The 19,009-nt window shown below is 56.1% G+C and carries 23 protein-coding genes; 7 read left to right on the forward strand and 16 right to left on the reverse strand.

What is annotated here, in order from left to right; genetic code table 11:
- The first annotated feature begins 51 nt into the window (after nt 1–51).
- Nucleotides 52–303, forward strand: a complete 252-nt coding sequence (locus tag SB719_RS15055) for a YfhL family 4Fe-4S dicluster ferredoxin (protein WP_314685943.1) — start codon at nt 52–54, stop codon at nt 301–303.
- Nucleotides 304–312: 9 nt separating this feature from the next.
- Here the strand turns inward: SB719_RS15055 and acpS are convergent, their stop codons facing one another.
- From acpS to trmN, 12 genes are all read right to left on the reverse strand, one after another.
- Nucleotides 313–693 carry a holo-ACP synthase gene (gene acpS / locus SB719_RS15060; protein WP_039379688.1) on the reverse strand — a complete coding sequence of 127 codons (381 nt, stop codon included), beginning with the start codon at nt 691–693 and terminating at the stop codon, nt 313–315.
- Nucleotides 693–1,424, reverse strand: a complete 732-nt coding sequence (pdxJ, locus tag SB719_RS15065) for a pyridoxine 5'-phosphate synthase (RefSeq protein ID WP_065648659.1) — start codon at nt 1,422–1,424, stop codon at nt 693–695. The genes acpS and pdxJ overlap by 1 nt, the downstream gene beginning before the upstream one ends.
- A gap of 70 nt (nt 1,425–1,494) precedes the next feature.
- Entirely contained in the window at nt 1,495–2,223 is a 729-nt protein-coding gene (gene recO / locus SB719_RS15070; protein ID WP_065648658.1) for a DNA repair protein RecO, read from the reverse strand.
- A 3-nt stretch (nt 2,224–2,226) separates the two neighbouring features.
- Entirely contained in the window at nt 2,227–3,132 is a 906-nt protein-coding gene (era, locus tag SB719_RS15075; protein ID WP_304234006.1) for a GTPase Era, read from the reverse strand.
- A gap of 48 nt (nt 3,133–3,180) precedes the next feature.
- Nucleotides 3,181–3,861 carry a ribonuclease III gene (rnc, locus tag SB719_RS15080; protein ID WP_039379698.1) on the reverse strand — a complete coding sequence of 227 codons (681 nt, stop codon included), beginning with the start codon at nt 3,859–3,861 and terminating at the stop codon, nt 3,181–3,183.
- Nucleotides 3,862–3,972: 111 nt separating this feature from the next.
- Complete coding sequence (gene lepB / locus SB719_RS15085; protein ID WP_065648657.1) at nt 3,973–4,944, reverse strand: signal peptidase I; 972 nt, start codon at nt 4,942–4,944, stop codon at nt 3,973–3,975.
- Between the two features lie 9 nt (nt 4,945–4,953).
- Entirely contained in the window at nt 4,954–6,753 is a 1,800-nt protein-coding gene (gene lepA / locus SB719_RS15090) for a translation elongation factor 4 (RefSeq protein ID WP_065648656.1), read from the reverse strand.
- Nucleotides 6,754–6,970: 217 nt separating this feature from the next.
- Entirely contained in the window at nt 6,971–7,435 is a 465-nt protein-coding gene (gene rseC / locus SB719_RS15095; protein WP_065648655.1) for a SoxR-reducing system protein RseC, read from the reverse strand.
- On the reverse strand, nt 7,432–8,388 hold the full coding sequence (gene rseB / locus SB719_RS15100) for a sigma-E factor regulatory protein RseB (RefSeq protein WP_412159369.1): 957 nt from the start codon (nt 8,386–8,388) through the stop codon (nt 7,432–7,434). The genes rseC and rseB overlap by 4 nt, the downstream gene beginning before the upstream one ends.
- Nucleotides 8,388–9,047 carry an anti-sigma-E factor RseA gene (rseA, locus tag SB719_RS15105; protein ID WP_412159370.1) on the reverse strand — a complete coding sequence of 220 codons (660 nt, stop codon included), beginning with the start codon at nt 9,045–9,047 and terminating at the stop codon, nt 8,388–8,390. The genes rseB and rseA overlap by 1 nt, the downstream gene beginning before the upstream one ends.
- 30 nt (nt 9,048–9,077) lie before the next feature.
- Nucleotides 9,078–9,653: an RNA polymerase sigma factor RpoE gene (gene rpoE, locus SB719_RS15110; RefSeq protein ID WP_039379714.1), complete on the reverse strand. Its 576-nt coding sequence runs from the start codon at nt 9,651–9,653 to the stop codon at nt 9,078–9,080.
- A 378-nt stretch (nt 9,654–10,031) separates the two neighbouring features.
- Complete coding sequence (gene trmN, locus SB719_RS15115) at nt 10,032–10,781, reverse strand: tRNA(1)(Val) (adenine(37)-N(6))-methyltransferase TrmN (protein WP_412159371.1); 750 nt, start codon at nt 10,779–10,781, stop codon at nt 10,032–10,034.
- Between the two features lie 136 nt (nt 10,782–10,917).
- On the opposite strand from trmN, the gene srmB reads away from it, so the two are divergent.
- Nucleotides 10,918–12,246 carry an ATP-dependent RNA helicase SrmB gene (gene srmB / locus SB719_RS15120; RefSeq protein WP_039379716.1) on the forward strand — a complete coding sequence of 443 codons (1,329 nt, stop codon included), beginning with the start codon at nt 10,918–10,920 and terminating at the stop codon, nt 12,244–12,246.
- 184 nt (nt 12,247–12,430) lie between these two features.
- Here srmB and grcA read toward each other — a convergent pair whose 3' ends face one another.
- Complete coding sequence (gene grcA, locus SB719_RS15125) at nt 12,431–12,814, reverse strand: autonomous glycyl radical cofactor GrcA (RefSeq protein ID WP_065648652.1); 384 nt, start codon at nt 12,812–12,814, stop codon at nt 12,431–12,433.
- A 177-nt stretch (nt 12,815–12,991) separates the two neighbouring features.
- On the opposite strand from grcA, the gene ung reads away from it, so the two are divergent.
- Complete coding sequence (gene ung / locus SB719_RS15130; protein ID WP_304234022.1) at nt 12,992–13,669, forward strand: uracil-DNA glycosylase; 678 nt, start codon at nt 12,992–12,994, stop codon at nt 13,667–13,669.
- Nucleotides 13,670–13,715: 46 nt separating this feature from the next.
- On the opposite strand, the gene grpE is transcribed toward ung, so the two are convergent.
- Nucleotides 13,716–14,294, reverse strand: coding sequence for a nucleotide exchange factor GrpE (gene grpE, locus SB719_RS15135; protein ID WP_292969971.1), 579 nt, complete (start codon nt 14,292–14,294; stop codon nt 13,716–13,718).
- Between the two features lie 122 nt (nt 14,295–14,416).
- Here grpE and nadK point away from each other — a divergent pair, with 122 nt between their 5' ends.
- The 3 genes from nadK to bamE all read left to right on the forward strand — a co-directional run bounded on the left by nadK (nt 14,417) and on the right by bamE (nt 17,578).
- Entirely contained in the window at nt 14,417–15,295 is an 879-nt protein-coding gene (gene nadK, locus SB719_RS15140; RefSeq protein ID WP_065648649.1) for an NAD(+) kinase, read from the forward strand.
- An 85-nt stretch (nt 15,296–15,380) separates the two neighbouring features.
- Nucleotides 15,381–17,042: a DNA repair protein RecN gene (recN, locus tag SB719_RS15145; RefSeq protein ID WP_314685922.1), complete on the forward strand. Its 1,662-nt coding sequence runs from the start codon at nt 15,381–15,383 to the stop codon at nt 17,040–17,042.
- Between the two features lie 185 nt (nt 17,043–17,227).
- Nucleotides 17,228–17,578, forward strand: a complete 351-nt coding sequence (gene bamE / locus SB719_RS15150; RefSeq protein ID WP_065648647.1) for an outer membrane protein assembly factor BamE — start codon at nt 17,228–17,230, stop codon at nt 17,576–17,578.
- Nucleotides 17,579–17,632: 54 nt separating this feature from the next.
- Here bamE and SB719_RS15155 read toward each other — a convergent pair whose 3' ends face one another.
- Together SB719_RS15155 and SB719_RS15160 are read right to left on the reverse strand one after the other, a co-directional pair.
- Nucleotides 17,633–17,926 carry an RnfH family protein gene (locus SB719_RS15155; protein WP_199560443.1) on the reverse strand — a complete coding sequence of 98 codons (294 nt, stop codon included), beginning with the start codon at nt 17,924–17,926 and terminating at the stop codon, nt 17,633–17,635.
- Nucleotides 17,916–18,350 (reverse strand): type II toxin-antitoxin system RatA family toxin, encoded by a 435-nt coding sequence (locus SB719_RS15160; RefSeq protein WP_065648645.1) that lies wholly within the window; start codon nt 18,348–18,350, stop codon nt 17,916–17,918. The genes SB719_RS15155 and SB719_RS15160 overlap by 11 nt, the downstream gene beginning before the upstream one ends.
- A 160-nt stretch (nt 18,351–18,510) precedes the next feature.
- Between SB719_RS15160 and smpB the strand changes: the two genes are divergently transcribed.
- Nucleotides 18,511–18,993 (forward strand): SsrA-binding protein SmpB, encoded by a 483-nt coding sequence (gene smpB, locus SB719_RS15165; RefSeq protein WP_065648644.1) that lies wholly within the window; start codon nt 18,511–18,513, stop codon nt 18,991–18,993.
- Nucleotides 18,994–19,009: the final 16 nt, after the last annotated feature.

The raw sequence follows: 19,009 nt of genomic DNA on the forward strand, positions 1-19,009 counted from the left end.
AAACCGGCCTATAATGACCGCGCATTTATTAAGGATTAACGGACATAAAGAATGGCGTTACTGATTACGGCGAAATGTATTAACTGCGACATGTGTGAGCCGGAGTGTCCCAATCAGGCTATCGCGCTGGGTGAGGCGATATATGAAATCGATCCGGCGCGCTGCACCGAGTGCGTGGGGCACTATGAAACCCCAACCTGTCAGAGCGTCTGCCCTATCGACAACGCAATTATCAGTGACCCACAGCGCGCCGAAAGCCGCGACGCGCTGTGGGAAAAATTTGTGCAGCTGCATCCGTACTGAGGACGAACATCAGTCCTCAATAATCACCGTGGCGCAGGCGTAGTGGCGCTCATCAGCCAGCGTCACGTGCACGCGCTGCACGCCAAGCCGCTCTGCAATGATGCTCGCCTGCTCAAAAAAGCGCAGACCCGGTTTCCCCAGCGCATCGTTGAATACCTCAAACTGATTAAACGCCAGCCCGCCCCGGATCCCGGTGCCAAACGCTTTGGCCGCCGCCTCTTTAACGGCAAAACGCTTGGCCAGAAAACGCACCGGCTGCTGATGCGCCTGATACTGCTGCCACTCTGCGTCGCTCAGTACGCGGCGCGCGAGGCGATCGCCGGATCGTTCGATGACGCCGGCGATGCGCTCAATTTCCACGATATCGCTGCCAAGACCGAGGATCGCCATCAGCGCCGCGCTTCCCGCATCAGCTGTTTCATTTCGCTCACCGCTTCTGCCAGCCCGCTGAAGAGCGCCCGCCCGATAATGGCATGGCCGATATTCAGCTCATGCATCTCCGGCAGCGCCGCAATCGGCTGTACGTTGTGATAGGTCAGTCCGTGGCCGGCGTTGACTTTCAGTCCCAGGGAAGCCGCGTAGTGCGCCGCTTCACGAATGCGCAGCAGCTCAGCGTCACGCACCGGCCCTTCCGGTGCCTCGGCGTACGCGCCGGTATGAATTTCGATATAGGGGGCGCCGCTGGCAACGGCCGCATCAATCTGCCGGCGATCGGCATCGATAAACAGTGACACCAGTATGCCCGCTTCAGACAGCTGCTGTACCGCTGCGCTGACGCCCGCCTGCTGGCCCGCGACGTCCAGTCCACCTTCCGTTGTCACCTCCTGACGCTTCTCCGGCACCAGACAGACAAAGTGCGGCCGGATGTCACAGGCGATGGCGATCATCTCATCCGTGACCGCCATCTCCAGGTTCATCCGCGTCTGAATGGTATCGCGCAGGATACGCACATCGCGATCGGTGATATGACGGCGGTCTTCGCGCAGATGCACGGTGATACCGTCAGCACCCGCCTGTTCGGCCACAAAAGCCGCCTGTACCGGATCGGGATAGTGGGTGCCACGCGCGTTACGTACGGTAGCGATATGATCAATATTGACGCCTAACAGCAACTCAGCCATAACTACGCTTCTCTTTGTCCAATGTCAGTGCAGTGTATCGCGATGATACGTTCAGGTGGTATGACCGCCGCTACGCCTGCGGCGCATCGGGTTTCTTCTTTGGAATAAACTGGCGAAACAGCTCCTGGCTCTTCAGCGGTTTGCCGCCGAGATAGGGCTTCAGCGCCATGCGCGTAAAGCGCTTGGCTGCCCGCAGGCTGTCGGCATCGGGGAAACTGCGCGCTTCAATGGCGCGCAGCTGGTGACCGGTAAAACTGCGCTGGTTCAGCACCAGGCTGGCGATAAAGCCCTTCTCTTCGCGGTAGCTGTAGGTCATGGCGTCATCAATCGCTTCGCCGCTGCCGGCGCAGTGCAGAAAATCGACGCCGTAGCCAAGATGCCCGAGCAGCGCCAGCTCAAACCGGCGCAGCGCCGGTTCCGGCGAGGCCGTGCCGGCAGCCAGTTCCTGGATACAGTTCAGATAATCGAAGAAGAGCTCAGAAAAGGGGATCTCCTGCTCCAGCACGCGCGACAGCAGTTCATTGACATAGAGACCGCAGTAGAGCGTGATACCGCTGAGCGGCAGCGCCAGTGACACCGCTTCGGCGTTACGCAGCGTTTTCACTTCGCCGCGTCCGCCCCAGCGCACCAGCAGCGGCGTAAAAGGCTGCAGGGTGCCTTTCAGCTGAGAACGGCGCGAGCGCGCGCCTTTAGCCAGCACGCGGACGCGTCCCTGACTTTCCGTGAAGAGATCGAGCAGCAGGCTGGTTTCGCTGTAAGGGCGACTATGCAGCACAAACGCGCGTTGCCAGCCTTCCATCAGTTACAGATCGTCTGTGTAGCCCAGGCTGCGCAGCGCACGTTCGTCATCTGCCCAGCCCGATTTTACTTTCACCCAAAGTTCGAGGTGCACTTTGGCTTCAAACATCTCTTCCATGTCACGCCGCGCTTCGATACCGATGGTTTTGATCTTTGACCCTTTGTTGCCAATCACCATTTTCTTCTGGCCTTCGCGCTCCACCAGGATCAGGCCGTTGATGTCATAGCCGCCGCGATCGTTAGCGACAAACTGTTCAATCTCCACGGTGACGGAGTAAGGCAGCTCGGCGCCCAGGAAACGCATCAGCTTTTCGCGGATGATCTCTGAAGCCATAAAGCGCTGTGAGCGGTCGGTAATGTAGTCTTCCGGAAAGTGATGCTCTGCCAGCGGCAGGCGCTTGCGGGCAATCGCTGCGATGGTATCGACATTTTTGCCATTCTCAGCAGAGATCGGCACGATATCGAGGAAATTCATCTGCTGACTCAGGAACTGCAGGTGCGGCAGCAGGATACTTTTATCCTGAATGTTATCCACCTTGTTCACCGCCAGCACCACCGGCACTTTGCCATCGCGCAGTTTGTTGAGCACCATCTCATCATCCGGTGTCCAGCGCGTGCCTTCCACGACGAAAATCACCAGCTCCACATCGCCAATTGAGCTGCTGGCAGCACGGTTCATCAGGCGGTTGATCGCCCGCTTCTCTTCCATATGCAGCCCGGGCGTATCCACGTAGATCGCCTGATAAGCGCCTTCAGTGTGAATGCCCATAATGCGGTGGCGCGTGGTTTGCGGCTTGCGTGAGGTGATCGAGACCTTCTGCCCCAGCAGTTGGTTCAGTAAGGTTGATTTACCGACGTTAGGCCGGCCTACAATCGCGACAAAGCCGCAATAAGTTTCGTGTTCGCTCATTCGGGTCCTGACTTAGTCAGCGCCGGGATGGCGCTGTCGTAAAACAATTTATTCGAGTCCAAGCTTGATTAAAGCCTGTTCGGCGGCAGCCTGTTCCGCTTTACGGCGGCTGGAGCCTACGCCCACTACCGGGTCGGCCATGCCACTCACCTGACAGTGAATGGTGAACTCCTGATCGTGCGCTTCGCCACGTACCTGCACCACCAGATAGGAGGGCAGCGGCAGATGGCGACCCTGCAGATACTCCTGCAGGCGCGTTTTAGGGTCTTTCTGTTTATCGCCCGGGCTGATCTGCTCCAGACGATTCAGATACCAGTCGAGAATCAGCTTCTCAACGGTCTGTATATTGCTGTCGAGGAAGATGCCGCCAATCAGCGCCTCTACCGTATCCGCAAGGATCGACTCACGACGGAAGCCGCCGCTTTTCAGTTCGCCTGGCCCGAGACGCAGGCACTCACCCAGTTCAAATTCACGCGCCATTTCTGCCAGCGTATTGCCACGCACCAGCGTGGCACGCATGCGGCTCATATCACCTTCGTCCACGCGCGGGAAGCGGTGATAGAGCGCGTTGGCAATCACATAGCTGAGAATTGAATCGCCAAGAAATTCAAGCCGTTCGTTATGTTTGCTGCTGGCGCTGCGGTGTGTCAGGGCCTGCTGCAAAAGTTCCGGATGAGTAAAAGTGTAGCCCAGTTTGCGCTGCAGCTTAGTAATGAGAATGGGGTTCATGCGATTCCAGTTGTTCTGTGCGTCTGTAACTCTGCATACGAAACAGGGCTGAGAGCAGCGCGTTCTGTTTCGTGTGCAGTGGCTTCCTGTCAGACAGGAAGCCACCCGTATTTAGTGAATGCCGCCGATACGGCTCAGGCGTACACCTGTCGGCCATTCACCTTCCTGTTTTTCAAAGCTCATCCAGATAGCGACCGCTTTACCGACCAGATTCTTCTCAGGCACAAAGCCCCAGTAGCGACTGTCGGCGCTGTTGTCACGGTTATCGCCCATCATGAAATATTGCCCCTGCGGCACGACCCAGGTCGCCTGCGGCTGGCCCGGCTGCTGATAGTACATGTTCGCCTGGCTCTGCGCCTCATTCACCAGCAGGATATTGTGCGTCACATCGCCCAGCGTCTCTTTACGTGTACCGAGACGCAGGCCGCCGCGCAGCGTTTCACCCTGCGGTTTCCGGAAGAAGCCGTTGCCGGTTTCATTGCCATCAAAGCCGCTGAAGGTCTGGATAAAGTCGCTTGGCTCAATATTGGTATAGGTGACCGGCAGCGCCGTATCACATTTGCCGTTACCGCAGCCAGGATTGATGGTCAGCGTTTTGCTGAACGGATCAAACACCACTTTGTCGCCCGGCAGACCAATCACGCGTTTGATGTAGTCAACGCTGGGATCTTTCGGATATTTAAACACGGCAACGTCACCGCGTTTTGGATGTCCGGTCGGGATCAGCGTGGTTTGCGTGATGGGATCTTTAATGCCATACGCAAACTTCTCTACCAGAATAAAGTCGCCAATCAGCAGCGTGGGCATCATTGAGCCGGAGGGGATCTGAAAGGGTTCAAAAATAAATGAACGTACAATCAGTACCACCGCCAGCACCGGAAATACTGATGCCGCCGTTTCAATCCAGCCTGGCTGTGCTGCAACCTTCGCCAGCGTTTTGCTGTCGAGCGCGTTACCCGCCTGCGCCTGCGCAGCGGCCTGCTTTGCACGACGCTCAGGTGCCCACTTCACGCGATCGATACACCAGATGATACCGGTCAGCAGCGTAGCGATAACCAGAATCAGGGCGAACATGTTAGCCATTGTGGTTCCTTATTTGCTGTCTTTACCGACATGCAGAATGGCGAGGAAAGCTTCCTGCGGCAGCTCAACGTTGCCGACCTGCTTCATGCGTTTCTTACCATCTTTCTGTTTCTGCAACAGTTTTTTCTTACGGCTGACGTCACCGCCGTAGCATTTTGCCAGGACGTTTTTACGCAGCTGCTTCACGGTGGAACGCGCAATGATGTGGTTGCCAATCGCCGCCTGAATCGCGATATCAAACTGCTGGCGCGGGATCAGATCTTTCATCTTCTCCACCAGCTCGCGACCGCGGTACTGCGAGTTATCGCGGTGGGTGATCAGCGCCAGGGCATCAACACGCTCTGCGTTAATTAATACGTCCACGCGCACCATGTCTGACGCCTGGAAGCGCTTGAAGTTATAGTCCAGCGACGCATAGCCGCGCGACGTCGATTTCAGGCGGTCAAAGAAGTCGAGCACCACTTCAGCCATCGGAATTTCGTAGGTGAGCGCAACCTGGTTGCCGTGGTAAACCATATTGGTCTGAACGCCACGCTTCTCCACACACAGGGTAATCACGTTACCCAGATATTCCTGTGGCAGCAGCATGTGACACTCTGCAATCGGCTCACGCAGCTCTTCGATGTTGTTCAGCGGCGGCAGCTTGGATGGACTGTCGACATACACCACTTCGCCATCGGTGGTTTCCACTTCATACACTACCGTTGGTGCTGTGGTGATCAGGTCGAGGTCATACTCGCGCTCCAGACGCTCCTGAATGATCTCCATGTGCAGCAGACCCAGGAAGCCGCAGCGGAAACCAAAGCCCAGCGCGGTTGAACTCTCTGGCTCATAGAACAGGGAGGCGTCGTTCAGACTCAGCTTGCCCAGCGCGTCACGGAATGATTCATAATCATCCGAGCTTACCGGGAAGAGACCGGCATAGACCTGGGGTTTAACTTTTTTAAAGCCTGGCAGCGCCTTCTCTGCCGGATTGCGCTGCAGCGTCAGCGTATCGCCCACTGGCGCGCCGAGAATATCTTTGATTGCGCACACCAGCCAGCCAACTTCACCGCATTTCAGTTCGGTGCGGTCAACCTGTTTGGGTGTGAAAATACCCAGACGGTCAGCGTTATATACCTGACCGGTACTCATGACTTTGACCTTCTCGCCCTTACGCAGCGTACCGTTTTTGATACGGATCAGGGAAACAACGCCGAGGTAGTTATCAAACCACGAGTCGATGATCAGTGCCTGCAGCGGGCCATCCGGATCGCCTTCCGGCGCCGGGATATCGCGCACCAGGCGCTCCAGCACATCAGGTACACCGATGCCGGTTTTCGCCGAGCAGCGCACGGCGTCTACGGCATCAATACCCACGATATCTTCAATCTCTTCAGCTACGCGCTCAGGATCGGCAGCAGGCAGATCGATCTTATTCAGTACCGGTACCACTTCCAGATCCATTTCCATGGCGGTATAGCAGTTCGCCAGCGTCTGTGCTTCAACGCCCTGTCCTGCATCGACCACCAGCAGCGCCCCTTCGCAGGCCGCCAGCGAGCGGGAAACTTCATACGAGAAGTCTACGTGGCCCGGGGTGTCGATAAAATTGAGCTGGTAAGTTTCACCGTCTGGCGCTGTGTAATCGAGCGTAACGCTCTGCGCTTTAATCGTAATGCCGCGCTCGCGCTCCAGATCCATGGAGTCAAGAACCTGCGCTGCCATCTCACGATCGCTCAGGCCACCACAAATCTGAATCAGACGATCGGAGAGCGTTGATTTGCCGTGGTCAATGTGAGCAATAATAGAGAAATTTCGTATGTGCTTCATTTATATGAATATCTTCACGTAGAGAATCAGTTGAAAACGTGAGCACAGACACATTCAGGCAAGCAATCTTTACCCGGAACCCTGTCGGCCTCATTAATGACGTCGCATATTACACTGTTAACGCCGTGCGTTAAAGAATGGAACCTGTGGGATTTGCAACAGAATTCAGCGGGTAAGCGGAAATGAAAAGGCCGCACATCTGGCGGCCCTGGCGGCATCAGCTGACATCTTCGACCCGCAGCGCATCAGGCGGAAGCGCCACGCTAAGGATCACCGGCTGAAAGGCTTCGCGCCCGGCATAGCGGGATGAAACGCCTTTGGCAATGATAAAGCCCCCTACGCCACCAAGCAGTGCCCCGCAGGCAGCAGCCAGATCGCTGTGAAACAGCATCTGGAATACGCCAGCCACAGCAAACAGGCCAAACAGCGGGGTCATATAAACCAGCAGCGCTGAGCCCAGCAGACTGCTCTCACGGATGCCTAATTCAATGCGCTGACCCGGCTGAAGCGGCTCAGCGCTGGGAATCGTCATGACGTGTGCGTTCTTCGGCCCCAGCTTGTTGAGCGCATGGCTGCCGCACCCTTTGCGTGCTGAACAGCTGTTGCAGGAGGTTTTCGCTTCAGAATGCAGCGTGGCAATGCCGTCCTGCCATGCCACAACCGTGGCCCACTCTCTCATCATTTTTTTGCCCCTGTATCAATAGCGCTGGCGATACGTTTCGCGGTTGCAGGCGGTAACTCGCCCACCACGGTGATCTCCTGATTATCGCGCACAACGGTCTGCACCGTACGACGTCCCGTGCGCAATTGCTGGGGCACGCTGTTTTTATCGGCAGGCGCTATATTGATGGCAAAACTGAACAGCCCGTCGCTGTAGAGACGTGATTCGACGGTTTTATTCATGGCGGGTATCGCGCGACGGCTTTGTGAAATCAGCTTCATGCCCGCCGGTATCCAGCCTGGCTGCCAGCTAAGTTCAACCTTGTCGCCCGCCGGCACAGAGAGCGATGGCGGCAGGTTTGCCTTCTCCAGTCCCTGCATCAGATTACGTACGCCCTCATCCACCGCAAAGCTGATAACACGAAACTGCTCCAGCGTTTCGCCGTCACGATCCAGCAAATCGATGCGTAATGGCAGTTTGGTATCCACGTCCAGCCAGACCACATAGCTGTAGCGCGTACCGTCACGGGAGACAATACGCACAACTTCGCACATCTGGTCAGCCATACGCGATCGCCCTACCGGCACAAAATCATACGCCTGACCGAGCCGGGCAAAATTAGCGAACATTAATGAGGGCAGTGCGTCAATGATATGGTCACCCGGCAGTGAAAACGGGTCCAGGCCAGGTTCAAAATAGCTGATGTCACTGCCGCGCTGGATCACCTCACGACGTGGGCCATCCATCTGCAACAGCTGTGCAAAGACGCGCTTATCCACCACGGCGTGCCGATAGCGCAGTGACTCAATGCCCAGTCGGGAGACATTAATATATGCGAATTCATAATTGAGATTTTGAGTCGCCTGCTCCATCTGCTGTAACAACGCCCCGGAAGACGAAGTCTGTGCCGGGGCGGTAGATGTCCAGAGCAGGCTGCCTGCCATGAGGCTAACGGCGCACCAGAGCTGCTTCATTACTGCTGTTGAGTTCCTAACGACTGGGTTCCGGGAACGGTGGCCTGCGCCTGCTGCGGTACCGTGTTTTCAAACTGCACCTGATCGGCATGCAACCGGCGCTGTAGTTCGTAATCCTGCAGCATGGCATTGACGCGACGCCGCTGATCCTGAACCTGCTGGTTTGAGCTATTGGTATCAAAGGCATCAGACGGTACGCCCAGGCTTACCGGTGACGCTTTACCCATCATCGGCAGCGTATTAAACGCCGGTGCATCCGATGATTCTGCTGCCCCACCGGCAGAAGAGCCGTTGTAGTGCTGCACGCCAACAATTACCGCCAGTGATACGCAGGCGGCGACGCCAATTTGCGTGACTGACGCTACCCAGTTGCCACCGCGACGCCAGAACGGCATTTTTTGCCAGCGTGCCGGTTCCGGCTGCGCTTCCGGGATCAGCGGCGTTGCCGCAGTGCGCAGCGGCTCATTTTCAATGGCTGCGGCCACACGGGCGGAGATATCAAAATGCAGCACTTCGCCAACATCGCCGCGCAGCGTATCGCGAATAAGATGGTAGCTCTCCCAGCTTTTCTGAAGTTCGACATCCTTTGACAGCGAGGACAGCAGCTCGCTGTCTAACGTTTCACCATCCATTAAAGCGGAAAGTTTTTCTTTCTGCATGCCTTGGTACCCTTTCAGTAGCCGTTATCACTAACGTTGGATAAGCGGTTGAACTTTGTTATCAATGGCTTCCCGGGCACGAAATATGCGCGATCGGACAGTACCAACCGGGCAATCCATAATGGCAGCGATCTCTTCATAGCTCAGGCCATCCAGCTCTCTGAGCGTGATAGCCATCCGGAGATCTTCAGGAAGTGACTCAATTGTCCGAAAAACAATTTGTTTCAGTTCGTCAGACAACATTAAGTTCTCAGGGTTCGATATTTCTTTCAACGCGCCCGCACTTTCGAAGTTTTCCGCATCAATTGCATCAACGTCGCTGGAAGGCGGACGGCGGCCCTGAGCCACCAGATAATTTTTCGCCGTGTTTACCGCAATGCGGTAAAGCCACGTGTAAAAAGCGCTATCCCCGCGGAACGACTCCAGCGCGCGATAGGCTTTGATAAATGATTCCTGTACCACATCGGGCACGTCACCCGAAGGGACATAGCGTGAAACCAGGCTCGCCACTTTATGCTGGTATCGGACTACCAGTAAGTTAAAGGACTTTTGATCTCCTTTCTGAACCCGCTCAACGAGAACCTGATCCGTTAACTGCTCGCTCATCCGAGGTAATGTCTCCCCAAAACTCTTTTATGCGTAAGTGGACTGCCAGCACATCTCATACCCGTGAGCAAGCATGCGCTTTGAGTTCTGTTCTGGCCTGAAGTTCACCACGACCTGTTTTTTCGTACCGGCAGCGCAGCCATTTGCGACTTACCGGTTTTGCCGGCAGCAGTTCACCCGCTTTCAATGGCTTATGCGCTGCCAATCAGTGCTGGCAGAGTAGCGTAAGGCAGCCTCTTTTTCATCTTTATTACTCTTCTTTTCAGCATAGCGGATGGCAGCGCGCAAAATTCGCTAAGTTGCGACACGATATAGCATGAAACCTGCGATCGTCATGGCAGATCGCGACCGCTGCTGCAGTACGGTGACAGCCAATACTCAGCGGAAAAGATAGAAGTCAGTCACCAGGCTCAGCCAATCAGCGGAGTAGCTTTTGTCTTCATTGCGGATCGCCAGCCGCTCCTGAATCAGATCACCGGCAGCGGGTGAAAAGCCCAGTACCAGCCGGTTGGGTGGCCGCTGTGCATAAGGCGCAACGTCGTAGCGCAGCCGCAGATGCCAGCCATCGTCGCGGGCAAGCTGAACCAGCGCCTCGCCGCTCTCCACCGGCAGCACCACGCAAAACAGCCCGTCTTCTTCGATCAACTGTGCCGCGCACTGCAGCAGCGCGGCGTGATCGAGCGTGGCGGTGCTGCGCGCCGTGTCTCGCGCGACGCTGGATGAGGCCATACCGGGCACAAAGAAAGGTGGATTGCTGACGACCAGCGAATAGCGTTTTTCACACCGGCTGCTCCAGTTAAGGATATCCGCCTGGTGCACGGTGATACGGGCGCCCCACGGCGAGGCCTGCACGTTTTCCTGCGCCTGCGCGGCGGCATCGCTATCAAGTTCGACCGCATCCAGCGTGACCTGTTCCGGCGTGCGCTGCGCCAGCATCAGGGCGATCAGCCCGCTACCGCAGCCAATATCCAGAATACGCCTGACGCCAGCCACCGGCGCCCATGCCCCCAGCAGCACGCCATCCGTGCCGACTTTCATTGCACAGCGATCGTGTGCGACAAAAAATTGCTTAAACGTAAACCCATCTTTTCTTAATGTCGCCCGTGCTGGCGGCTGGTACTGAGACATGCTTTCGGCCATTGAATTGTTATCTGGCGAGAGTGTAACGTGGTCGCATGATGAATTCATCTGCGTCTGATGAACACAAACAGATGAAGATTGCGGCTGATCTGTCTATAATCAGCGCCCCAAACTGAGGTAGAACATGACAGTAACCACATTCTCCGAACTCGAACTCGACGAAAGCCTGCTGGATGCCCTGCAGGAAAAAGGCTTCACGCGCCCGACGGCCATTCAGGCTGAAGCCATTCCTGCCGCGCTGGAAGGCCGTGACGTGTTAGGTTCGGCACCCACCGGAACGGGGAAAACCGCCGCCTATCTGCTGCCCGCATTACAGCATCTGCTGGACTTCCCGCGTAAGAAGTCGGGTCCGCCGCGTATCCTGATCCTCACCCCTACACGCGAACTGGCGATGCAGGTGGCCGACCAGGCGCGTGAGCTGGCGAAGCACACCCATCTCGACATTGCCACTATTACCGGCGGTGTTGCCTATATGAACCACGCTGAAGTCTTCAGCGAAAACCAGGATATTGTAGTGGCGACCACCGGCCGCCTGCTGCAGTACATCAAAGAAGAGAATTTTGACTGCCGCGCGGTAGAAACGCTGATCCTGGATGAAGCGGACCGCATGGTCGATATGGGCTTTGCCCAGGATATCGAGACCATCGCCGGTGAGACGCGCTGGCGCAAACAGACGCTGCTCTTCTCTGCCACGCTGGAAGGCGAGCACATCAAAGATTTTGCTGAACGCCTGCTCAACGATCCGGTCGCGATTGAAGCCGACCCGAGCAAAAGCGAACGCAAACGCATTCAGCAGTGGTACTACCGTGCTGATAACCTTGAGCACAAGACCAAATTGCTGGTGCACCTGTTAAAGCAGCCGGAAGTGAAGCGTGCGATTGTGTTTGTGCGCAAGCGTGAACGTCTGCACGAGCTGGTGACCTGGATGCATGAAGCGGGCCTGCGCAGCAGCTACCTCGAAGGGGAGATGGTTCAGGCTAACCGTAATGAAGCGATTAAACGCATCAACGACGGTCGCGTGAACGTGCTGGTTGCCACTGACGTCGCGGCGCGCGGTATTGATATTGATGACGTGACCCACGTGATCAACTTTGACCTGCCGCGTACGGCAGATACCTATCTGCACCGTATTGGCCGTACCGGCCGCGCCGGACGCAAAGGGATCGCTATCTCGCTGGTTGAGGCGCACGATCACGTTCTGCTGGGTAAAATCAGCCGCTACGTCAATGAGCCGCTGAAATCACGCGTGATTGATGAGCTGCGCCCTGAGTCGCGTGCGCCGAGTGCTAAAGTCACCGGAAAGCCGTCGAAAAAGGCGCTTGCCAAACGCAAAGAGAAGAAAGAGAAAGAAGACGAAAAACCGCGCGTGAAAAAACGCCATCGTGACACCAAAAACGTGGGTAAACGCCGCAAGCCAAGCGGATCAACTACGCCGGAGTCAGGTGCGGAATAAAACGTCACTGCAGTAAAAAAAGCGCCTGAACCGGCGCTTTTTTTTTACGTTCAGCAGGCCTTAAGGGCCACTGACAGGCGGGTCAGCGCGAACGCCGGTAAATGTCGCATTTTAATCAACGCATGCGTTCCGGACCGCTTCCGCACTGGCCTGCAGCATGAGCAACTTTTCATCGCTACTTCAGTTACAGGCTCTCTGTAAAGGTACGGGTGATCACATCGCGCTGCTGCTCTGGCGTCAGGGCATTAAACCGTACGGCATAACCGGATACGCGAATGGTCAGCTGCGGATACTTTTCGGGATGCTTAACCGCATCTTCCAGCGTCTCCCGCTGCAGTACGTTGACGTTAAGATGTTGTCCGCCCTCAACGCGCACCTGCGGTTTCTGCTCCAGGGGGATTTCGCGGTAGGCCATCTCGCCCAGTTCACTCAGGGCAACAACCTGATCCGCCTCATAGATACCTCTGGCGCACAGACAGCGCGCCTGTCCGGCCTCCTCATCCAGCAGCCAGAATGAGTTCAGCAATAGCGGGTTATGGGTTTGAGTAATTTGAATGCCGGTAATCATAGCGATCTCCAGAAAGAGGCGTTCTGTCTCTGAACGCCGTTGACAGATAGACAGGCTGGTATATCACCGGGACGCCGCCGGTGCCTTGACCTGCATCAAGCTGAAACGGCGGGGTTAATTCTTCTGCTCGCGCTCTGAAGCAGCTAAGCTAAGGAAAACCAGCTGCAGGAGTTAACCATGAGTGACAAGCTGACCTGGCACGACGTGCTGGCAGATGAGAAAGAGAAACCCTATTTCAAAGAGACGCTGCAGGCGGTTGCGCAGCAGCGGGCGGCGGGCGTGACCGTTTATCCGCCGCAGAAAGATGTGTTTAATGCGTTTAAACTGACCGAACTGGGCGATATCAAAGTGGTGATCCTTGGTCAGGACCCTTATCACGGGCCGAATCAGGCTCACGGCCTGGCTTTTTCAGTGCTGCCCGGCGTAGCCATCCCGCCTTCTCTGCTTAACATGTACAAAGAGCTGGAACAGGATATTGAGGGTTTTCAGCGGCCGCAGCACGGTTTTCTGGAGAGCTGGGCCACCCAGGGTGTGCTGCTGCTGAATACGGTACTGACCGTCGAGGCGGGAAAAGCGCATTCGCACGCGCGGCTTGGCTGGGAGACGTTTACTGATACGGTGATTGATGCCATCAATACGCACCGTGAGGGCGTGGTTTTTCTGCTGTGGGGATCGCACGCGCAGAAGAAAGGCAGCATCATTGATGCGCAGCGTCATCACGTGCTGAAAGCCCCCCACCCTTCTCCGCTCTCAGCGCACCGCGGCTTTTTTGGCTGCCGGCACTTTTCGCAGACCAACGCACTGCTCAGCCAGGCGGGAGAAACGCCGATCGACTGGACGCCAGTCCTCCCCTGAAACAACAACGGCCGCGTCAGGCGGCCGTTGCGATGCACTACTCTGCTCAGGCTTTGGCTTTAGAAACCGCCACCATCGCCGGACGCAGCAGGCGCCCATTCAGGGTATAGCCACGCTGCATCACCATCAGCACATGGTTCGGCTCAACCTCATCCGATTCCATCATCGACATCGCCTGATGCAGATCCGGGTTGAACGGCACGTGGGTGTCGCCCACCACTTCAACGCCAAACTTGCGCACGGCGCCCAGCAGCGACTTCAGCGTCAGCTCGATGCCTTCAATCATCGAAGCGAGCTCGGTGTTCTCTTTGTCTGTGACTTCCAGCGCACGCTCCAGGCTATCGATCACGGGCAGCAGTTCGTTGGCAAACTTTTCCAGCGCAAATTTATGCGCTTTTTCAACGTCCATTTCCGCACGGCGACGGATGTTTTCAATCTCCGCCTGCGCACGCAGCTGCGCTTCGCGTACGCCGCCCTGCGCCTGGGTCAGCTCCGCTTCCAGTTGCGCAATGCGCTCATCACGCGGATCCACCTCAGTTGCTGTCTCCGCGTCCGCCGGCTGTTGATCCTGTTGAATTTCGTCTGAGACTTGCTCGTTTGGGGTGTTCTGTTCTTTACTACTCATGAATTTCTCCGCGTTTTGCACATTCATTTCGCTGGTTGGCTTATTATGGGGATCAGTTTGACGGTTTCAAGTGAACCCATCACATTGCCAGGCCGTTTTGGCTTATGAGGAATACCCGCCACATGAACACACACTTTAGCTGCATCGGAATCGTGGGTCATCCGCGCCATCCTACCGCGTTAACCACCCATGAGATGCTCTGGCGCTGGCTGACCGATAAGGGATATGAGGTGATTGTCGAACAGCAGATTGCGCGCGAGCTGAGCTTAACCGATGTAAAGACCGGCACGCTGGCGGAAATAGGCCAGCAGGCCGATCTGGCCGTGGTGGTTGGCGGCGATGGCAATATGCTGGGCGCGGCCAGGGTGCTGGCACGCTATGACATTAAAGTGATTGGCATCAACCGTGGCAATCTGGGCTTCCTGACCGACCTCGATCCGGATAACGCGCAGCAGCAGCTGGATGATGTTCTTCAGGGCGACTACTTTGTGGAGAGTCGCTTTCTGCTTGAGGCGCAGGTCTGCCGCGATACCTGCTCACCGCGCATTGGCAGCGCCATCAATGAAGTGGTGCTCCATCCTGGCAAAGTAGCGCATATGATTGAGTTTGAGGTCTATATTGACGAAGTCTTCGCCTTTTCTCAGCGTTCCGATGGCCTGATTATCTCCACCCCTACCGGCTCCACCGCCTACTCGCTCTCCGCGGGCGGACCTATTCTTACCCCTTCGCTTGATGCGATTGTGCTGGTGCCGATGTTCCCGCACACGCTGTCGTCGCGCCCGCTGGTTATCAACAGCAACAGTACCATTCGCCTGCGTTTCTCCTCGCTGCGCAGCGATCTGGAGATCAGCTGTGACAGCCAGATTGCCCTGCCGATTCAGGAAGGTGAAGATGTGCTGATCCGGCGCAGCAGCAGCCATCTTAATCTGATTCATCCTAAAAATTACAACTACTTCAATACATTAAGCTCAAAACTCGGCTGGTCAAAAAAATTGTTTTAGAAATCAGCGCTGGCTACTTTACTGGTTAAAAAACCAGTTTATACTGTACGAAAAACCATATCTGTTTTTCCATACAGGTGATTGTATGCTGGCACAACTGACCATCAGTAACTTCGCAATCGTTCGTGAACTCGAGATCGACTTTCATCGCGGTATGACAGCGATCACCGGTGAGACCGGCGCAGGTAAATCTATTGCCATTGATGCGCTGGGCCTCTGCCTTGGCGGACGGGCGGAAGCGGATATGGTGCGTCAGGGGGCGAGCCGGGCTGATATCTGCGCCCGCTTTCAGCTGAAATCCTCGCCGTCAGCGCAGCGCTGGCTGGTTGATAATCAGCTGGATGACGGTAATGAGTGTCTGCTGCGCCGCGTTATCAGCGCCGATGGGCGCTCACGCGGCTTTATTAACGGCACGGCCGTACCCCTCTCCCAGCTGCGGGAGCTGGGCCAGCTGCTGATTCAGATCCATGGTCAGCACGCCCATCAGCTGCTGCTGAAAACTGATCACCAGAAGCATCTGCTGGATGCTTACGCGGCGCATGACGGGCTGCTGACAGAGATGCGTCAGCACTACCAGCGCTGGCATCACAGCTGCCGTGTGCTGGCGCAGCATCAGCAGCAGTCACAGGAGCGTGAAGCGCGCCGCGAGCTGCTGCAGTATCAGCTGAAAGAGCTGAACGAGTTTGCCCCGCAGGCGGGTGAATATGAGCAGATTGATGAAGAGTACAAGCGTCTGGCCAACAGCGGACAGCTGCTCTCTACCAGCCAGCAGGCGCTGCATATCCTTGCTGATGGCGACGATACTAACCTGCAGAGCCTGCTTTACAGCGCCCGCAACATGCTCAGCGAGCTGGTCTCGCTGGATGATAAAGTCAGCGGCGTGTTTAATCTGCTGGAAGAAGCGGCGATTCAGCTGAGTGAAGCCAGCGACGAGCTGCGTCACTACTGCGAACGTCTCGATCTTGATCCTAACCGTCTTTACGAGCTGGAGCAGCGCCTGTCGCGGCAGATTGCACTGGCGCGCAAGCATCACGTTGCGCCTGAAGCGCTGCCGGCCCTGCATCAGCAGCTGCTGGAAGAAGCGGAGCTGCTGTCGCAGCAGGAGAGCGATCAGGAAAGTCTGCAGCATGATGTTGTAATGCATCACAAAGCCGCTATCACCTGCGCCGAAGCGCTGCATCATCAGCGTGAAAAATCCGCTCAGGAGCTGTGCGATCTCATTACGAAAAGCATGCGTACCCTGGCGATGCCGCACGGGCAGTTTGCGATTGTGCTGGAGTTTAATCCCGATCAGCTCACCGCCGAGGGTGCCAGCCGCATCGATTTCCGGGTGACAACCAACCCCGGCCAGCCGCTGCAGCCGCTGGGTAAAGTCGCCTCTGGCGGTGAGCTCTCGCGTATTGCGCTCGCTATTCAGGTGATCACCGCGCAGAAGATGGAAACCCCGGCCATGATTTTCGATGAAGTGGATGTCGGCATCAGCGGCCCGACGGCTGCTGTAGTGGGCAAGATGCTGCGTCAGCTGGGCGAGTCGACGCAGGTTATGTGTGTCACGCACCTGCCACAGGTTGCGGGCTGCGGTCATCAGCACTTCTTTGTCAGCAAAGAGACCGACGGCGCGATGACGGAAACGCATATGCAGCCGCTGGATAAGCGGGCGCGTCTGCAGGAGCTGGCTCGTCTGCTGGGCGGCAGCGAAGTCACGCGTAACACGCTGGCGAACGCCAAAGAACTTTTAGCAGCCTGAGACCGCACTTTTTTCCGGCCTGGTGGTCATATGCATGCTCTGTAGAGGTTCCCAACCGGGAAAAGGTCTATTATCATCGGCAGTGATATCGCCATAATAAAAGCCTGCCGCGTGCAGAGTTCAGAATGTAATGGCAACAAAACTGCCTGCTGAAAGGCGTTTGGCCCGAAAAAAGGAATGTACAGATGCGCTTTAAGACGCTGACTGCTGCGGCAGTGGTAATGTTGATGACAACCGCCGGATGTTCCACGCTGGAGCGCGTTGTCTATCGTCCGGATATCAATCAGGGGAATTACCTGGCCGCCAACGATGTCGCCAAGATCCACACCGGCATGACGCAGCAGCAGGTAGCCTACACGCTGGGCACCCCGATGATGCACGATCCCTTTGGCAGCAACGTCTGGTATTACATTTTCCGTCAGGAACCCGGTCATGAGCACGTGAAGCAGCAGACGCTGACGCTGACCTTTGATCGCAGCGGTGTTCTGACGAACATTGATAACAAGCCGCGGCTCGCTGGCCAGAAAGATAATTAAGCTGATGACAATAAAAAAGGCGCCCGGGGCGCCTTTTTTAATGCTTAACGTCAGCTACTTTTTCACCGCGGCACGCTCAGCGCGCTGGCGGCGCAGCTCTTTCGGATCGGCAATCAGCGGCCGGTAGATCTCAACCCGATCGCCCTCTTCAACCGTATCACCAAGCTTCACCGGCCGGCTGAAGATCCCGGTTTTATTCTTTGCCAGATCGATATCGCGGCGCAGCTGCAGCAGGCCTGATGCCTCTATCGCCTGCTCTACCGTGGCGCCCTGCTCCAGCGTGACCTCACGCAGATACTGCTTATCCGGAAGCGCATACACCACTTCCACGCGGATTTTAGTCACGATAGACCTCTTTGGCGCGCTGGGTAAACGCCTGCACCATACTGTTTGCCAGCTCTTTAAACACGCGCCCGAATGCCATCTCAACCAGCATATTCGTGAACTCAAAGTCGAGACTTAACTCAACTTTGCAGGCGTCATCACCCAGCGAGATAAATTTCCAGCCGCCGGTGAGCTTACGGAACGGGCCATCAACCAGCTGCATATGAATGCTCTGGTTATCCGTTAGCGTGTTACGCGTGGTAAAGGTTTTACTGATGCCCGCTTTTGAGACATCAACCGCAGCAGTCATCTGATGACCGCTGTTATCCAGCACGCGACTGCCGGTGCAGCCGGGAAGAAATTCAGGATAGGCATCCACGTCATTCACAAGCTGGTACATCTGCTCAGCGCTATAGGGGACCAGCGCTGAACGACTAATCTGGGCCATAAGGGTTCCTGTTGGTCACAAAACCGTTGAATTATACCATTTTAAGCCATTAAACAAAAATTCATGCTTTTGCCAGCTGTGCTAAAATAGGATGTTTTTTACCGCCCCGCAGGACATGGGGATGCGCCCACAAACTGAGTAATGTAGACTACGCCGCACTATGACAAAGAAAAAAGCTCACAAACCCGGTTCAGCCACCATTGCCCTCAACAAACGCGCGCGCCACGAATACTTCGTCGAAGAGGAGTTCGAAGCGGGTCTGTCGTTACAGGGATGGGAAGTCAAAGCACTGCGCGCCGGTAAAGCCAATATCAGCGAAAGCTATATCATGCTGCGCGACGGCGAGGCGTTTCTGTTCGGCGCCACGTTCCAGCCGCTGATCGGTGCTTCAACGCACGTGGTATGCGACCCTACGCGCACCCGCAAACTGCTGCTGAAAGAGCGCGAGCTCGCTTCACTGTTTGGCAGCGTTAATCGCGACGGTTATACCATCATACCGCTTTCGCTCTACTGGAAAAACGCCTGGGCCAAGCTCAAAATCGGCGTTGCACGCGGTAAGAAAGAGCATGACAAGCGCTCTGATATTAAAGATCGCGAGTGGAAGATGGACAAAGCACGAATTATGAAGAGCGCCAGCCGTTAAGCACTGGATTCTTTTA

The organism is Pantoea sp. SIMBA_079 (genome assembly GCF_046940275.1).
GTDB classification, from domain to species: Bacteria; Pseudomonadota; Gammaproteobacteria; order Enterobacterales; family Enterobacteriaceae; genus Pantoea; species Pantoea borealis.

Coding starts and splice junctions, on each gene's coding strand:
- SB719_RS15055 (WP_314685943.1), top strand. CDS start 52: ATGGCGTTACTGATTACGGCGAAATGTATTAACTGCGACATGTGTGAG.
- acpS (WP_039379688.1), bottom strand. CDS start 693: ATGGCGATCCTCGGTCTTGGCAGCGATATCGTGGAAATTGAGCGCATC.
- pdxJ (WP_065648659.1), bottom strand. CDS start 1,424: ATGGCTGAGTTGCTGTTAGGCGTCAATATTGATCATATCGCTACCGTA.
- recO (WP_065648658.1), bottom strand. CDS start 2,223: ATGGAAGGCTGGCAACGCGCGTTTGTGCTGCATAGTCGCCCTTACAGC.
- era (WP_304234006.1), bottom strand. CDS start 3,132: ATGAGCGAACACGAAACTTATTGCGGCTTTGTCGCGATTGTAGGCCGG.
- rnc (WP_039379698.1), bottom strand. CDS start 3,861: ATGAACCCCATTCTCATTACTAAGCTGCAGCGCAAACTGGGCTACACT.
- lepB (WP_065648657.1), bottom strand. CDS start 4,944: ATGGCTAACATGTTCGCCCTGATTCTGGTTATCGCTACGCTGCTGACC.
- lepA (WP_065648656.1), bottom strand. CDS start 6,753: ATGAAGCACATACGAAATTTCTCTATTATTGCTCACATTGACCACGGC.
- rseC (WP_065648655.1), bottom strand. CDS start 7,435: ATGATGAGAGAGTGGGCCACGGTTGTGGCATGGCAGGACGGCATTGCC.
- rseB (WP_412159369.1), bottom strand. CDS start 8,388: ATGAAGCAGCTCTGGTGCGCCGTTAGCCTCATGGCAGGCAGCCTGCTC.
- rseA (WP_412159370.1), bottom strand. CDS start 9,047: ATGCAGAAAGAAAAACTTTCCGCTTTAATGGATGGTGAAACGTTAGAC.
- rpoE (WP_039379714.1), bottom strand. CDS start 9,653: ATGAGCGAGCAGTTAACGGATCAGGTTCTCGTTGAGCGGGTTCAGAAA.
- trmN (WP_412159371.1), bottom strand. CDS start 10,781: ATGTCTCAGTACCAGCCGCCAGCACGGGCGACATTAAGAAAAGATGGG.
- srmB (WP_039379716.1), top strand. CDS start 10,918: ATGACAGTAACCACATTCTCCGAACTCGAACTCGACGAAAGCCTGCTG.
- grcA (WP_065648652.1), bottom strand. CDS start 12,814: ATGATTACCGGCATTCAAATTACTCAAACCCATAACCCGCTATTGCTG.
- ung (WP_304234022.1), top strand. CDS start 12,992: ATGAGTGACAAGCTGACCTGGCACGACGTGCTGGCAGATGAGAAAGAG.
- grpE (WP_292969971.1), bottom strand. CDS start 14,294: ATGAGTAGTAAAGAACAGAACACCCCAAACGAGCAAGTCTCAGACGAA.
- nadK (WP_065648649.1), top strand. CDS start 14,417: ATGAACACACACTTTAGCTGCATCGGAATCGTGGGTCATCCGCGCCAT.
- recN (WP_314685922.1), top strand. CDS start 15,381: ATGCTGGCACAACTGACCATCAGTAACTTCGCAATCGTTCGTGAACTC.
- bamE (WP_065648647.1), top strand. CDS start 17,228: ATGCGCTTTAAGACGCTGACTGCTGCGGCAGTGGTAATGTTGATGACA.
- SB719_RS15160 (WP_065648645.1), bottom strand. CDS start 18,350: ATGGCCCAGATTAGTCGTTCAGCGCTGGTCCCCTATAGCGCTGAGCAG.
- smpB (WP_065648644.1), top strand. CDS start 18,511: ATGACAAAGAAAAAAGCTCACAAACCCGGTTCAGCCACCATTGCCCTC.